This window comes from Streptomyces sp. NPDC052496 (genome assembly GCF_040679095.1).
Classification (GTDB): Bacteria; Actinomycetota; Actinomycetes; order Streptomycetales; family Streptomycetaceae; genus Streptomyces.
In genome coordinates, this window is the sequence record NZ_JBFAUH010000007.1 from 187,705 (window position 1) to 202,579 (window position 14,875).

A 14,875-nucleotide genomic window follows, 5' to 3' on the forward strand; every position below is an offset into this window, starting at 1 on the left:
AAAGGCTCCGCCCGCACCACCCGATGGGCTGCACGAACACCCGCACCGGGCCCTGGCGGACCACCCGTACGAGACCGTCGCCGAGGACGCGGTGCGCGGCGGTGTCGCCCGTCCGGGTGGTGCTGCCGTCAGCGGCGCTCGCGCAGCGCCGGAACCTCGTACGTGAGCGTCCCGGCCGCCGCGTCCAGCTCGGCCCGTACGCCCAGCGGCAGGGTGAGCGCCGAGTCGCCGTGCCCGAAGCCGAACTCCTCCGCCACCGGGACACCGAGCGGCCCGAGGCGGTCCAGCAGCACCGCGCGGATCTCCTCGTACGGGCCGCAGCGGGCCCACGAGCCGAGGACGACGCCCGCGACGCCGTCCAGCCATCCGGCGCGCAGCAGCTGGGTCAGCGCGCGGTCGACGCGGTACGCGGGCTCGCCCACGTCCTCCAGCAGGAGCAGCCCGCCGGCCGCGCCGGGGCGGGCGTGCCGCGTGCCCAGGTCGGCGGCGAGCAGGGACAGGCAGCCGCCCAGCGTGACGCCGCTCGCCCGCCCCGGTACCAGCGGCCGGGCCGTCTCCGAGGTGACGACCCGTACCGACGCGGGCTCGAAGAGCGTGCGCCGCAGGTGTTCGCGGGTCGGCTCGTCCTTGAGGAACACCTCGCCCGCGACGGCCGGGCCGTGCAGCGTCGCCACTCCGGCGCGTACCGCGCACGCCTCGTGCAGCGCGGTCACGTCGCTGAACCCGACCAGCGGCTTGGGCCCGTGCGTACGGAAGGCCGTCCGCACGGCCGCCCAGTCCACGAGGTCGGCCATGCGCTGCGCGCCGTAGCCGCCGCGCGCCGCGAAGACCGCCGCGACGTCCGGGTCGCACAGCGCATTTTGGAGGTCGCGGGCGCGTTCCCCGTCCGTGGCCGCCAGGTACGGCAGGGTGGCGTGCCGTCCGCGTACGTGGGGCGCCTCGACCGGGTCGAGGCCCCAGCCGCGCAGCAGGTCGGCTCCGGCGTCCAGCCGTTCCGGGGCGATCGGGCCGCTCGGTGCGACCAGGCGGACCCGGTCGCCGGCGGCCAGGCACCGGGGGCGGTCCGCCGGCCGCGGAACGGGAGGGCCGGCCGTCACTTGGTCAGTTCCAGCACGGGCACGTCCGTACGGTCGATACCGAACACCTGGGCGTACAGGGACAGTTCCGCCTCCACGGCCCGGACGATGGTCTCCGCGCGGCGGAAGCCGTGGCCCTCGCCCTCGAACGCCAGGTAGGCGTGGGCGACGCCGTGCCGGCCGGCCTCGGCGAGGAAGGGGGCGCACTGGTCGGGCGGGCAGACGGCGTCGTCGAGGCCCTGGAGCAGCAGGAAGGGCGCGGTGATCCGGTCCGCGTGCCGCAGCGGGGAACGGTCGCGGTAGCGGTCGGGCACCTCGGCGCGCGGGCCGATCAGGCTCTCCAGGTACTGCGACTCGAAGTCGTGGGTGCCGTCCTCGGCCCAGCCCACCAGGTCGAGGACGGGGTAGCTGATCGTGGCGCAGGCGTACAGGTCGGTCGTCACCAGCGAGGCCGCGGCGGTCCAGCCGCCCGCGCTGCCGCCGCGGATCGCCAGCCGGTGCCGGTCGGCGGTGCCCTCGTCGGCCAGCGCCTCGGCGACGGCGGCGCAGTCCTCGACGTCCACCACGCCCCACTGCTCGCGCAGCCGCTCGCGGTAGGCGCGCCCGTAGCCGGTGGAGCCGCCGTAATCGACCTCGGCGACGCCGATGCCGCGGGAGGTGAAGTAGGCGATCTCCAGGTCCAGTACGAGCGGGGTGCGGCTGGTGGGGCCGCCGTGCGCCCACACGACGTAGGGCGGCAGTTCGCCGTCGGGGGCGCGGTGTCCCGGGCTGTGCGGCGGGTAGATGTGGGCGTGGATGTCGCGGCCGTCCGGGCCGGTGAAGGTGCGGATCTGCGGCTCGGGGTAGAACACCGGGTCCACCGCGTCGGCGTGCCGGGCCGCGATCACCCGGGCCCGGCCCGTGCAGATGTCCAGTTCCACGACCTCGTACGCGCTGCGCGGGCTGGCGGCGACGCCGACCACCCGGCTGCCGTGCACGGCCAGCGTGGCGGCCCACTCCGTCCACGGCCCGGCCGCGTCCACCAGTTCGCCGCTGACCGGGTCGAGGATGCCGAGCGTCATGGCGCCGCGGCCGTGCACCACCGCGATCGTGCCGCCGTCCAGCGGCAGGAACCAGCGCGCCCCGAGCTGCCACAGCGGTCCGCCGAACTCCTCCTGCCGGGGGCGGCACAGGCGGGTGCCCGGGGTGCCGGCCGCGTCCGGGTCGGCACGGCGCAGTTCCCACCAGCCGTCGGCGTCGGAGACGTACAGCAGCGTGCCGTCCGCGTCCCACTCGATCTGCGGTACGGACTCCTCGGGGCCGCCGACGAGAGTCCGTACGCCGGTGAAGCCGCCGTCGTCGGTGAGGTCGGCGAGCAGGACGGCCGTGCCGTCCCACGGCATCCGCGGGTGGTCCCAGGCGATCCACGCGGCGCGGCGCCCGTCCGGCGAGATCCGCGGGCCGGTGACGAAGCGGTGCCGGTCGTCGCTCAGTTCGCGCACGGCCGTACGGTCCTGGGCCGCCGAGCCGTCCAGCGGCACCGCGGCGATCACCCGGCGCAGGTCGGTGGGCCGTGGGCCGGTGAACTCCTCCAGGACGCACCACACCTCGCCCCGGTCCAGGCGCAGGACGGGATCGACCCAGCGCAGCCCGCCGCCGACGGCCGAGACGGGGGTGAGCGGGCGGGGCGCGGCGTCGCCGTCCGGCTCGTACGCGTACAGCCGCTGGTCGGCGAAGTCGCAGAACACCACCACCGGGCGGCCGTCCGCGGCCACCGCGCCGTCCCACGGCCGGCCGCCGTACTCCATGACGCGGCTGCGGACGTTCCAGGGCGCCGGCAGCAGGACCTGTTCCGTGCCGTCGGTCCGCCTGCGCACGAGCGCGCGCCGGCCGCCCTCCGCCGGGCGGGCTTCGGTCCACCACACCTCGTCCCCCACCACGCCGACGTACTCGGGGCGGCCGTCGTGCTCGGCGACCAGCCGGGCGTCGATCGGGGACGGCCAGGCTCCGTAGGGGGCCGTGGTGACCATGGCGGCGTTCCTCCTCAGACGTTGGAGCCGCCAAGCCTGTCGTACGCGGGGCCGGGCATCAACCCGTACGGTTTCGCCCGATGGTCCGGTCCTGGCCGATTACGGCGGGTCCGGGCGGGAAGGGCCCGGCGGCGCGGCGCCCCGTCGGCGGGCCGCCGGCTCCAACGTTCCTCCTGGGCGCTCAGCCGGGCTGCGGCCGCCCCGTCGCCGTCCTCAGGAAGTGGTCCAGGACCCGCACGCCGAAGTGCAGCGCCTCCACCGGGACGCGCTCGTCCACCCCGTGGAACAGCGCCTGGTAGTCGAAGCCTTCGGGCAGCTTGAGCGGTGAGAAGCCGTATCCGGCGATGCCCAGCCGGGAGAACTGCTTGGCGTCCGTACCGCCCGACATGCAGTACGGCACGACGTACCCGGCCGGGTCGAAGCGCTCGATCGCGGCCCGCATCGCGGCGTACGTCGGCGAGTCCACCGGCGCCTGGAGGGCCACCTCGCCGTGGTCGTACGCCCAGGACACCTCGGGGCCGGTCAGCCGGTCCATGGTGGTGCGGAACTCCGCCTCGCCGCCGGGCACCACCCGCCCGTCCACGTAGCCGACGGCGTTGCCCGGGATGACGTTGACCTTGTAGCCGGCCTCCAGCATCGTCGGGTTGGCACTGTTGCGTACCGTCGGCTCGACCAGCGCGGCCGACGGGCCGAGCTTGCTGAGCAGCGTGTCCACGTCGAAGTCGGGGGCGTCCAGGCGGGCCTCGATGCCGTGCAGGGCGGCCAGTTCGGTGAGCGCCGCGCGCACCGTGTCGGTCAGGCGCACCGGCCAGCGGTGCTCGCCGATGCGGGCCACGGCCGCCGCGAGCCGGCTGACCGCGTTGGCGCGGTTGACCTTGGAGCCGTGTCCGGCCTTGCCCTCGGCGGTCAGTTTCAGCCAGGCGGTGCCCCGCTCCCCCGCCGCGACCGGGTACAGCCGCATCCCGCCGCCGGCGTGGAAGGTGAAGGCGCCGGACTCGCTGATGCCTTCCGTGCAGCCCTCGAACAGGTCCGGGTGGTGGTCGGCGAGGAAGCCGGAGCCGTCGATGGCGCTGGCCTCCTCGTCGGCCGTGAAGGCCAGCACGAGGTCGCGCCGCGGCCGGACGCCGGTACGGGCCCACTGCCGGACGGCCGCGAGCACCATCGCGTCCATGTTCTTCATGTCCACGGCGCCCCGGCCCCACACGACGCCGTCCTCGACCTCGCCGGAAAACGGGTGCCGGCTCCAGTCGGCGGGCTCGGCGGGCACCACGTCCAGATGCCCGTGCACCAGCAGGGCCGCCGCGCCGGGGTCCGCGCCCTCGACGCGCGCGACCACGTTCGTACGGCCCGGGGTGCGCTCCAGCAGCACCGGCTCCAGACCGGCCTCGGCGAGCCGTTCCGCGACGTACTCGGCGGCCGGGCGCTCCCGGCAGTCACCGCCGCCGCGGTTGGTGGTGTCGATGCGGATCAGGTCGGACGTGAACCGCACCACCTCGTCGAGGGCCCGTGCGTCCACCGCGTCGCCGGGACGCTCCGCCGGGTCGTCGGCGCTGTCAGCCATATTGCTCCTCCACCGCCGACGACACGACGGTGGTGACCGTCTTGAAGCAGCGGATCGCTTCGTACATGGTCTCGCTGGTGTACGCGGTGCGGCGCTCGCCGGTGCGTTCGACGCCGGGGACGCAGGTCGCCTGGCCCACCAGGTGCTCGGCGTCGTACTCGATCTCGACGGTGAACGGGCCGCCGCGCACCGGCTCGGTGCGCACCGCGAGGGCCGCCGCCTCGCGCGCGGCGGCTTCGATGTCGGCCGCTGTACGGGCCGGTGGCCGGCACACGGCCGCGTACCGCGAGACGTAGTCCTTGACGGCCACGGCCCGCGCGTCGGGCGCGTACCCGACGGCGTCCTCACAGGTCCGGTCGTCGCCGGTCACCAGCACCACGGGCACACCGTATTCGGCCACCACCAGGGAGTTGAGATACCCCTCGCTGGCCCGCGTGCCGTTCACCCACACGCCGGTCAGGGAGTTGGCGAGGTACGTGTGGGCCAGCACGCCTTCCGTGCCGGCGCCCGCGTGGTAGCCCACGAAGGCGACGCCGTCCACGTCGCCGTACTGGACGCCCTCCACCATGCTCAGCGCCTTGTGCTTGCCGGTGAGCAGCTGAGCGCGCTCGTCGAGCTGCTCCAGCAGCAGGTTGCGCATGGACCAGTGGGCCTCGTTGACCAGCACCTCGTCCACGCCGCCGGCGAAGAACCCGGCGATCGCCGCGTTGACGTCACCGGTGAACACCGGCCGGAACCGCTGCCACTGGGCGTGGCCCGGCAGCACGTCGTCCGGCCACGTCACCCCGGTGGCGCCCTCCATGTCCGCGGAAATGAGGATCTTCACCATGCACCCGTCCCGTCACAGCTAGCAGGCGGACCGCTCCGGCACCGGCCCGGCGGACCGCGCCGTCGCGCGCGCCACCGGGCAGGCTTCCCACCATAACCAGGACCGGCCACCGCTCCCCCGGCCTCGGCGCAGTTGCGTCCGTACGGCCGGGCCGGGCCCCACCCCCGTGCGGGCCCGGCCGTACACCACCGTGCCGCCCGCGGCGCACACACCGCATCGCACTACAGGCCGGGACGTCTCCGCCGTACGGGGGAAGCATGGCGGTACCGGAGGCCGATGCGGGGGTGGGGTGCGGTGGGGTGGGGTTCCCAGCCGCCGCCTCCGGGTATCCCCCCGTTGGGGGAACGCGCGCGTTCGATTCGCCCCGTAGGGCCCCCGAGTTCCGGAGCCCTGAGGCCCCCGAAGCCCTGAGCCCCCGCCGCCCTGCGCCCCCGAGGCCTGACCGCTGCTCCGCGGTCAGCCCGCCGCCCCCGCGACCAGCCAGTTCGTGGGGATTTCGATGCGGGAGCCGTCCGCGCGGTACTCGGTCGTCATGAGGGGCAGCCGGCCGGTGGCGATCACCTGTAGCCGGTAGGCGGCCAGGAGTTCGGGGACGACCGAGTCGGCCATCTCGCCGGGTGCGATGCCGTGTGCGAGGACGGCCCGCAGTTTGCCGGGCGGGCCCTCGGGGCTCCGGGCGAGCGAGGCGAACACGTCCTTGGACGCCTCGGCCGGTTCGACGGCGAAGATCCGGCCGTGCCGGCCCAGCAGCGTCGCGACGTTCTCCACGATCCGGGGCCGGTCCTCGGGGGCGCACTGGTGCAGGACCCCGCGCAGATACACGTTGGCGTCGCCCAGCTCGCCGTGCAGGGCGCGGACCGCCGCCGGGTCGGCGGCGTCCAGGCAGCGGTATTCGGCCACCCCCGACGGATCGTCCGCGCGGGCGTGGGCGACGGCCGCCTCCGACAGGTCGACGCCGACCGCGCGCGGGTAGCGCCCCGCCAGGAAGCGGGTCTGGGTGCCGTTGCCGCAGCCCAGGTCGACGACCGGCAGCGCGGCGTCGAAGTGGTCCGCGAAGAGCGGCAGGTGCAGCTCGGCCGTCAGGGACGGGTCGGAGTCCCAGAAGACCTCGCCCTCACTGGCCGGCGCGTCCCGCCAGAAGCCTTCCCATGCCCGCAGATACTGGCTCGAAGCGCTCATGGCCAATTGCTACTGCTGGAGGTGAGGCCCCCGCAAGCCCGCCGACCGTTCTTTCACGCGCTGTCGCGGACCGGCGTACGCCCGTCGCGCGGCCAGGCGCCCCCGTCACGGGGCAGATTCTGTTCGAACCACACCGTTTTGCCGGTCGCCGTCCGGCTCGTACCCCATTCCCGGGCGAGTCTGCTGACCACCCGCAGCCCGCGCCCGAACTCGTCGTCGTCCGCCGCGCTGAGCAGCTGCGGCAGGGCGTGGTCGTCGTCCGACACCTCGCACAGCAGGGCGTCCGTCCGCACCAGCCGCAGCACCACGTGCTGGGTGTGCGCATGGCGTACGGCGTTGGTGACGACCTCGCTGACCAGCAGCTCGGCGGTCTCGGAGGCCGTCTCCAGGGCCCAGCTCGCCAACTGGGCGCGGACCAGCCGGCGGGCCCGGCCCGCCTCGCGCGCGTCGATGGCCAGCCGCCACTCGGCGACGTCCTCGGGGGCGATGCCGTTGAGCCGGGCCATCAGCAGCGCCACGTCGTCCTTGCGGCCACCGGTCACGTTCAGCGCGCGGATGATGGCGTCACAGGCGTCGTCCATGGACGCGGCCGGGTGGGCGGCGGACTCGGCGAGCGCCGCCAGGCCCACTCCTATGTCCTCGCCCCGCACCTCGACCAGCCCGTCGGTGCACAGCACCAGCCGGTCGCCCCCCGCGACGGGGACCGTGACCGCCTCGAACGGCACCCCGCCGACGCCGATGGGCGCGCCCGTCGGCAGGTCCAGCAGCTCGCTGCGGCCGTCCACGGCCCGCACCAGGACGGGCGGGATGTGCCCGGCGTTGGCGATCACCAGCTGCTGGCCGATCGGGTCGTAGACCGCGTACAGGCAGGTGGCGAGGTAGTTGTCGCCGAGCCGCTGGGCGAGGTCGTCGAGGCTGCGCAGCAGCTGGGCGGGGTGCATGTCGATGCCGGCCATGGTCTGCACCGCCGTACGCAGCTGGCCCATCATCGCGGCGGAGTTCAGGCCGTGGCCCATCACGTCGCCCACCACGAAGGCGGTGCGTGACCCGGGCAGTTTGATGGTGTCGAACCAGTCGCCGCCGACCCGGCCGAGGCGGGTGCCCGGCAGGTAGCGGGTGGCCGTGTCGCAGCCGGCCATCCGCGGTGCGATGTGCGGCAGCATGCTGTCCTGGAGCGTCTCGGCGACGTTCTCCTGATAGGTGTACATGCGGGCGTTGTCCAGGACGAGGCCGGCGCGGGCGGCGAGTTCGGCGCCCGTCACCCGGTCCATGTCGTTGAACTCCATCCGCTCCGGGTGGCGCAGCAGGATCATGAAGCCCAGCACCACGTTGCGGGCCTTGAGCGGGACCACCAGCAGGGACCGTCGGTTGATCAGCGGGCTGATGTCGCGCTTCTCGAACTGGGCGGCGATCGCGTTGCCCAGCTCCTCGCTGATGCGCGGGATCAGCACCGGCTCGCCGGTCGTCATGCACTGGAAGAACGGCGTGTGCACCGGAAAGGGCATCGACTCGCCGACCGGGACGACGTCGTCCCACCGGCCGGGCTCGTCGTTGTGCTCGACGGCGACGCGGTGCCACATGGTCGTGGCGTCCGGCGGGCCGTCGGGGAAGCCCTCGCCCGCGACGACCTGCTCGCGCAGGTAGGTGCCGGCCACGTCGGTGAAGCGCGGTACGACGGCCTCGCTGACCTCCTGGATCGTGTGGGAGAGGTCCAGGGACGAGCCGATCCGGCCACTGACCTCGTTCAGGAACTCCAACCGCTCGCGTACGGCGGCGTATTCGAGGTCGGACTCCAGCTCCGCCGCGGCCTCGGCGGCGGTCTGCGCGTCCTGGGCGCCGCTCGCGGCCCGCAGCAGCCGGGTCCGCCGCTCCACCCGGCGCGGCACGCCCCAGTCCGGGGTGACCGGGAAGCGCTCCTGCTGGCTGATCTCCAGCACCGGGTAGCCCAGTTCCAGCACCTGGGAGACGATCCGGGCGCTCTCCTGGGGGCTCATGCTCGGGAGTATCTGCGGCAGTTGGGCGGCCAGCACCTCGGAGCCCTCGAAGTCCGTGTGCAGTGCGAAGCCGGGGGCGAAGCGCTCGTTCTCCGCGTCGTCCGGGCCGTCGTGGCCGTGCAGCCGGGCCGCGTCCGCCGCGAGGACGAGCAGCCGCTCGGCACCCGGGCCCACCAGCGGATACGCCCACCACAGCAGGTCGACCGTGCCGCGCTCCACGTCCGCCATCCGGGCGCGGCCTGCGGTGGGGTAGGCGGCCCGGCCGCCCAACGACGCCTCCAGGTCGGGCCCGTTGCCCGGGCCGTCCGCCGCGTCCTCCCAGCCGCGCGCGGACCACTCCTCCTCGCCGAGCGCGCCGGAGACCGGCATCAGGTCGACGGCGGGCGTGCCGACCGCGTCCTCGCGGGAGGGTCCGAAGAGCTTGCGGGCGCCCGTACTCCAGTGGGAGACCAGTCCGGCGGCGTCGACCACCACCACGGCGAGCGGAATCCGCCCGGGCACGGTGTCCCGCGGCGCCGGCACCTGAGGCGCCGCGCCCACCCTGTCGTCGCCGCGCGACGGGCCACGCTCCATGGGCGGTTGCTCCTTCGTACACCGATCTTGCACCACCGCTACCACGGTACGACCGTGGGGTGACAGCGTGGGCCGCATTCACCGAATAGGTGGTGCGCCCCGCGCGAACGACCATGGCGCAAGACGACCGGTCGTCCCGGGCGCCGCTGCCGTCACTGGCGCCCGGCGGCGGGCGGCCTACGGGGCCGGCCGCCGTGCGGCGGAACCCGCCGTACCGGTCGTGGTCTTGCGGGCGCCCGTATGGTGAGGAGGTGCCCAGACGGACCGAACAGGTGACCGCGGGAGCCCGCCGTTCCGCCGCCCCCCGGGCCGGGCGACGGGCGGGCCCGGCACCGGACGTCTTCGCCCCGCGCGGCGGCAACGACCGGGCCGACGGCCCCGTACCCCTGCACCGCCTCGACGTGCCCGCCCCCCACCTGCTGCCCTTCGCCATCGGCTCCTTCGACACCATCGGCCCGCTGTCCCGGGCCGGCTTCCCGCACCGGCACTCCTTCCACGAGATCGTGTACGTGACGGGCGGCACCGGCGCCCACGTCCTCGACGAGGACCGGCGGCCGCTGTGCCCGCCCCACCTGTGCGTCATCACGCCGGGCCAGGTGCACTACTGGGACCGGGTGCGCGGGCTGCGCGGCTGGGTGATCCTGTTCACCGACGACTTCCTGCTGGCCCATCCCGGCGACCGGGACGCGCTGGCGGAGCTGGGCGAGCGCCCGTGGATGCGGCCCGGGGCCGAGGACGCGGCGCGGCTGTCCGGCCTGGTCGGCGAGATGCTGCGGGAGTACGGCGAGCGGGCCCCGTCGTTCACGTCGGTGCTCCAGGCACAGCTGCACATCCTGATCACCCGCGCGCTGCGGATGTCGGCGCCGCGGTCCGCGCCGGGCGCGGACGGAGCACCCGGTCCCGGCGGCGCGAGCGCCCGGCGCACGGACTTCGTGTCCGGGCGGGCCGCCGTGGTCTCCCGTGAGTTCACCCGGCTGCTGGCGCAACCGGGCTCCCTGGGCCGGACCGTGCGGTCCTACGCCGACGAACTGGGCGTCTCCGTAGGGCATCTGACCGAACTCGTCAAGCGCAGCACCGGCCGTACCCCGGGCCGGCTGATCCGGCACGCGCAGACGGTGGAGGCCAAGCGGCTGCTGTCGGGTTCCGGCCTGACGGTGGCCCAGGTGTCCCGCCGGGTGGGATTCGGCGACCCGGCGTACTTCTGCCGCTTCTTCCGCCGGGAGACGGGGCTGAGTCCCGGTGACTTCCGCCGCGCCACGGGCGGCACCGGAGGAATTCACCATGACCCCGGTGCCGAGTCCATCGCAGCGCGGCACCGGCCCGCATAGCGTCTGTCGCCGTCAGCCGGCCCCTGAGGCGAGGACCGCCCCGGCTCCTGCCGACCCCGTGCCCGGGGCCGCCCCGCCCTTCCCCCCTGCTCACAGGAGCGCGCGATGGAAGACGAACGCACAGCCAGCACCGAGCCCGCACAGGACGGCGGCGGGCGCAGACGGATCAGCCGCAAGAACGTGCTCAAGGCCGCCGTCGCGGCCGTGCCGTTGCCGATGCTGCTCGGCGGTGTCGCCCTGGCCCGTGACACCGAGCCCTCGACGGGCCCGCTCACCCCGACCCCGTACTGCGACGACGGTGACGACCCGACGCCGTCCCAGATCGAAGGCCCCTACTTCAAGCCGAACTCGCCGCTGCGCGACTCGCTGATCCAGCCCGGTACGCAGGGCACCCGGCTCACCGTGAGCGGCTTCGTCTTCGGGCTGACCTGCCAGCCGCTGTCCCACGTCCTGCTGGACTGGTGGCAGGCGGACGCCAACGGCGAGTACGACAACGTGGGGTTCCGTTTCCGCGGGCACCAGTTCACCGACCAGCGCGGCGCGTTCAAGCTCACCACGATCGTGCCGGGCCTCTATCCGGGCCGCACCCGGCACCTGCACGTGAAGGTGCAGGCCCCGAACCAGCCGATCCTCACCACCCAGCTCTACTTCCCGGGCGAGCCGCGCAACAACACCGACTCGCTCTTCAACCCCGCGCTGCTGATGAACGTACGGCAGAACGGTCCGGCCAAGGAGGCGTCGTTCGACTTCGTCCTGCGGGTGCGCGGCGGGTCCACGCCGACGCCCACCGGCAAGCCGACCGAGCCGCCCGGCGGCAGCTGGGCCGCCGGGACCGATTACCGCGCGGGTGACCAGGTCACCTACGACGGCGCCACCTACGCGTGCCTGCAGCCGCACACGGCGCGCGCCGGCTGGGAGCCGCCGGCCGTCCCGGCGCTGTGGCGCCGCACCTGATCCGGGGCGTCCGGTGATCCGGCCCGCGTACCCGGGCCGGGCAGGCCGGTGCCGGCGCGCAACCCGCCGGCACCGGCCGGGCGGGCGGGCGGTCAGTCCCCGTACCCGAGCTGGAGGTCGCGCTCGGTACGGCCGCCGCCCGTGACCTGGAGGACCGTCGCCACCGGCGGGTAGCCCGCCGCGACGACGGTGTACTCGCCCGCCGACAGGTCGACGAAGCGGAACAGCCCGTCCGGGCCGGTGGTCGCGGAGTCCACCACGTTGCCGGCCGCGTCCAGCAGCGTGACCCGGGCGTCCTCGACGGGGCGCCCGCCACCGGACCGTACGGTGCCGCGCAGCACCGCGCCGCCCGCCAGCTCGATGTCCTGCCGGGTCTCACGGCCCGAGCCGACGGTGACGGGAAGGGCGGCGGGGCGGTGCGCGGGGGAGCTCGCGGCGAGGGTGTACTCGCCGGCCACCAGGTCCGTCAGGACGTAACCGCCTTCGCGGCCGCTGCGGCCGGTGGCGACGACCTCGCCGCGTACGTCCGTGAGGGTGACCGCCGCGTCGCGTACGGGCGTGCCGTCGGCGGTGGTGACCGCGCCGGACAGCCGTCCGGCGCCGCCGAGCAGCAGGTCCAGGCCGACCGGCCGCTCGCCGACCGTGACCGCGACCGCCTGCGGCCGGTGCCCGCCCGCGGCGGCGATCAGCACGTACGCGCCGGGGCCCGGCGCGCTCAGCGCGTACCGGCCGTCCGCCGCGGTCGCGCCGCGCGCCACCTGCCGGCCGTCGGTGCCGATGAGGGTGAGGGCGGCGCTGGGCACGGCGCTGCCGTCGCGGTGCCGGACCGTGCCGCCCATCGGGACGGCGGCGACGAACGCGTCGTCGGTGGCCGGGGGCCATGGGGTGCGGTGCGGTTCCGGGCGGTCCGGTGCGGGGTGGTCCGGTTCCGGACGGTTCGGTGCGGGGTGGTGCGGTTCCGGGTGGTGGGGTTCCGGGGGCTCCGGCGGGGCGGGCACGGTCGCCTCGGTACGGGCCTGTGGGACGGCGGCCGCGCCCTGCGACCCGGTGGGCGGGACGATCGGGGCGGACGAGAAGTGCGAGGCGTGGGACGAGGTGTGGGACACCAGCGGTTTCTCTTTCAGGAAGACGGCGAGCAGCAGGCTCAGGAGGAGCACCGGCAGCAGGTAGAGCAGGACCCGCGGCACGGACTCCGCGGACGCCGCGGCCGGGTTGTCCCGCAGGGCGGCGGGCAGCGCACTCAGCAGCCCCGGAACGAGTGACTCCGGCTCGGTGGCGTGCCGGGCGGGTCCGGACGGGCCGGGTACCAGGTGCCCGGCGAGCCGGTCGGCCAGGAAGGTGAGGAAGAGGGCGGCGCCGGTACAGCCGCCGAGCTGCCGGAGCGTGGTGTGGGTGCCGGCGCCGGTGGCGAGCCCGGCGCGCCGTACCCGGTCGCGTACGGCCAGGACGAGCACCGGCAGTACGCAGCCGACGCCCAGGCCCAGCACGCCCGTCGCGAGGGTGTGCACGGGCCGCCCAGGGTCCTGCGGCGCCCGGCACAGCAGCCAGACCGCCCCGCCCGACAGCACGCAGCCCAGGGCCGGGAAGAGGCGGTGGCGGCCGGTCCGGCGGCCGAGGTGGCCGCAGAGCACCGCGCCGAGCGCGAGGCCGGCCGTCGCCGGCAGCATCAGCAGGCCCGACCGGGCCGGTGACGCGCCGTCCGCCACCGGCAGGAAGGTCGGCAGGTATCCGGCGGCGCCGAAGAGGGCCGCGCCCAGGGCCGCGCCGACCAGCCCGGGGACGGCGAACACCGTGTCCCGGAAGAGCCGCAGCGGCAGCAGCGGGTCGGTGGCGAAGTACTCGACGGCGACGAACATCAGGGCGGTGCCGAGCGCGCCCAGCCCGAGTCCGACGACGGCCCGCGAGGTCCAGGCGTACTCCGTACCGCCCCAACTGACGAGCAGCGTCAGGCAGCCGGCGCAGGCGGCGAGCAACACCGCGCCCGCCAGGTCGAGTCGGGGCCGTACGGCGGGCCTGGGCAGCCGCGGCACGCACGCGGCCACGACCAGCGCCAGGACGCCGAACGGCACGGCGGAGAAGAAGCACCAGCGCCAGGAGGCGTGGCCGGTGAGGAAGCCGCCGAGCAACGGCCCGGCCGCGCAGGCGAGTCCGCAGGCGGCGCCCGCCATCGCCATGATCCGGACGCGCAGGCGCGGCGGCACCAGGTCCGCGAAGACCGCCTGCACGCCGATCAGCAGGCCCCCGGCCCCGGCGCCCTGGAGGGCGCGGAAGGCGGTCAGCTCACCCATGGAGTGCGAGCGGCCGGCCAGGACCGAGCCCGTGGTGAACAGGAGGGCGGCGAGGAGCAGGGCGGCCTTGCGGCCGAAGGCGTCACCGAGCTTGCCGTACAGGGGCAGTCCGGCCGCGGCGGCGAACAGGTACGCGGTCACCACCCAGGACACCGTGTCCGGGCCGCGCAGGTCCGCCGCGATGCGCGGCAGCGCGGTGACGGTGACCGTCGCGCCGAGCGCCCCGGGCAGCAGGGCGGCCAGCAGGCCGGAGAGGAGGGCCGGGGCCGCACGGGGGGCCGGGGGCCCGCCGTCGTCCGTCCAGGCCGGACCGGTGTCCGGTGCCGCCGTCCACCGCTCCTGTTCGGTCAGGGTGGTACCGCCCACGTAGTGCTCCCCTCATCACGCCTGCGCCGCCGCCCCTTTCTCGCATCGGGGACCACGGCGTTCAAGCGCGGCGGGGAGCGGCGGACCGGGCGATGCGGGCGCCAACTGCGGTGCCGGGGACGCCCGTCGGGCGCCCATCAGGCGTTTCCCGGAGGTGGCGGTACGTTCCGGCACGGACGGCGGGCCGACGGAAACCACCCGAACCGGTGAGCGTGCCGCGCCCCCTTCAGGAGGCGCGGCGCCGCCCGGTCCACCGGCCGCTACTTCTTCTCCGTCTCCTTGGCGAGGTTGGCGAGCACCTCGTCGTAGATGCGGCCCAGCCCCTTGGGGGCGAAGGTGCGCTCGAAGAAGCCGCCGATGCCGCTCGCGCCCTGCCAGGTCGTGGTGACGACGACGTTGGCGCGGCCCTCGCCGGCCGGGGTGACCACCCAGGTCGTCACCATGGAGGAGTTGCGGTCCTTCTCCACCAGCTGGCCGTCGGTCGGCTCGTCGACCTCCAGCAGGCAGTCGCGCACCCGCTTGCTGGTGGCCTGGAGCTTCCAGTGGACGAGGGTGCCCTTGCCGTCGCCGCCCTCGCGCACCTCGTACTCGCTGAAGTGCTCGGGCAGCAGCTTCTGACGCGTACCGCTGTAGTCCGCGAGCGCGTCGAACACGTCCTCCGGGTCCGCCGCGATCTCGCGCTGCGTGGTGGCCTCGACCTGGCCCATGTGTCTCTTCC

10 protein-coding genes are annotated in these 14,875 nt (G+C 74.9%); 2 read left to right on the forward strand and 8 right to left on the reverse strand.

Annotated features, from left to right (window positions below; all coding sequences use genetic code 11):
* Positions 1–128: 128 nt before the first annotated feature.
* From AB0L45_RS12375 to AB0L45_RS12400, 6 genes are all read right to left on the reverse strand, one after another.
* On the reverse strand, positions 129–1,097 hold the full coding sequence (locus AB0L45_RS12375) for an LD-carboxypeptidase (protein ID WP_365838837.1): 969 nt from the start codon (positions 1,095–1,097) through the stop codon (positions 129–131).
* Positions 1,094–3,085, reverse strand: coding sequence for a prolyl oligopeptidase family serine peptidase (locus AB0L45_RS12380; RefSeq protein WP_365838839.1), 1,992 nt, complete (start codon positions 3,083–3,085; stop codon positions 1,094–1,096). The genes AB0L45_RS12375 and AB0L45_RS12380 overlap by 4 nt, the downstream gene beginning before the upstream one ends.
* Positions 3,086–3,266: 181 nt before the next feature.
* A complete protein-coding gene (locus AB0L45_RS12385) occupies positions 3,267–4,646 on the reverse strand; it encodes a M20/M25/M40 family metallo-hydrolase (protein ID WP_365838841.1) in 1,380 nt (459 codons plus the stop codon).
* Positions 4,639–5,472, reverse strand: coding sequence for a M55 family metallopeptidase (locus tag AB0L45_RS12390; RefSeq protein WP_365839045.1), 834 nt, complete (start codon positions 5,470–5,472; stop codon positions 4,639–4,641). Before AB0L45_RS12390 ends, AB0L45_RS12385 begins: the two co-directional genes overlap by 8 nt.
* A gap of 459 nt (positions 5,473–5,931) precedes the next feature.
* Complete coding sequence (locus AB0L45_RS12395) at positions 5,932–6,654, reverse strand: class I SAM-dependent methyltransferase (protein WP_365838843.1); 723 nt, start codon at positions 6,652–6,654, stop codon at positions 5,932–5,934.
* Positions 6,655–6,707: 53 nt separating this feature from the next.
* Positions 6,708–9,221 carry a SpoIIE family protein phosphatase gene (locus AB0L45_RS12400; protein ID WP_365838845.1) on the reverse strand — a complete coding sequence of 838 codons (2,514 nt, stop codon included), beginning with the start codon at positions 9,219–9,221 and terminating at the stop codon, positions 6,708–6,710.
* Between the two features lie 386 nt (positions 9,222–9,607).
* Between AB0L45_RS12400 and AB0L45_RS12405 the strand changes: the two genes are divergently transcribed.
* Positions 9,608–10,549: a helix-turn-helix domain-containing protein gene (locus AB0L45_RS12405; protein ID WP_365839047.1), complete on the forward strand. Its 942-nt coding sequence runs from the start codon at positions 9,608–9,610 to the stop codon at positions 10,547–10,549.
* A gap of 105 nt (positions 10,550–10,654) precedes the next feature.
* Positions 10,655–11,503: a carbohydrate-binding protein gene (locus AB0L45_RS12410; RefSeq protein WP_365838847.1), complete on the forward strand. Its 849-nt coding sequence runs from the start codon at positions 10,655–10,657 to the stop codon at positions 11,501–11,503.
* A 92-nt stretch (positions 11,504–11,595) separates the two neighbouring features.
* On the opposite strand, the gene AB0L45_RS12415 is transcribed toward AB0L45_RS12410, so the two are convergent.
* Both AB0L45_RS12415 and AB0L45_RS12420 read right to left on the reverse strand, forming a co-directional pair.
* The gene (locus tag AB0L45_RS12415) at positions 11,596–14,157 is read right to left on the reverse strand and encodes an MFS transporter (RefSeq protein ID WP_365838849.1); all 2,562 of its coding nucleotides are present in this window, start codon (positions 14,155–14,157) and stop codon (positions 11,596–11,598) included.
* Between the two features lie 260 nt (positions 14,158–14,417).
* Entirely contained in the window at positions 14,418–14,864 is a 447-nt protein-coding gene (locus tag AB0L45_RS12420) for an SRPBCC family protein (protein ID WP_365838851.1), read from the reverse strand.
* Positions 14,865–14,875: the final 11 nt, after the last annotated feature.

Bases quoted from the DNA above. Each gene is read 5' to 3' on its own strand.
- AB0L45_RS12380 (WP_365838839.1), bottom strand. From the start codon at position 3,085: ATGGTCACCACGGCCCCCTACGGAGCCTGGCCGTCCCCGATCGACGCC.
- AB0L45_RS12385 (WP_365838841.1), bottom strand. From the start codon at position 4,646: ATGGCTGACAGCGCCGACGACCCGGCGGAGCGTCCCGGCGACGCGGTG.
- AB0L45_RS12395 (WP_365838843.1), bottom strand. From the start codon at position 6,654: ATGAGCGCTTCGAGCCAGTATCTGCGGGCATGGGAAGGCTTCTGGCGG.
- AB0L45_RS12400 (WP_365838845.1), bottom strand. From the start codon at position 9,221: ATGGAGCGTGGCCCGTCGCGCGGCGACGACAGGGTGGGCGCGGCGCCT.
- AB0L45_RS12410 (WP_365838847.1), top strand. From the start codon at position 10,655: ATGGAAGACGAACGCACAGCCAGCACCGAGCCCGCACAGGACGGCGGC.
- AB0L45_RS12420 (WP_365838851.1), bottom strand. From the start codon at position 14,864: ATGGGCCAGGTCGAGGCCACCACGCAGCGCGAGATCGCGGCGGACCCG.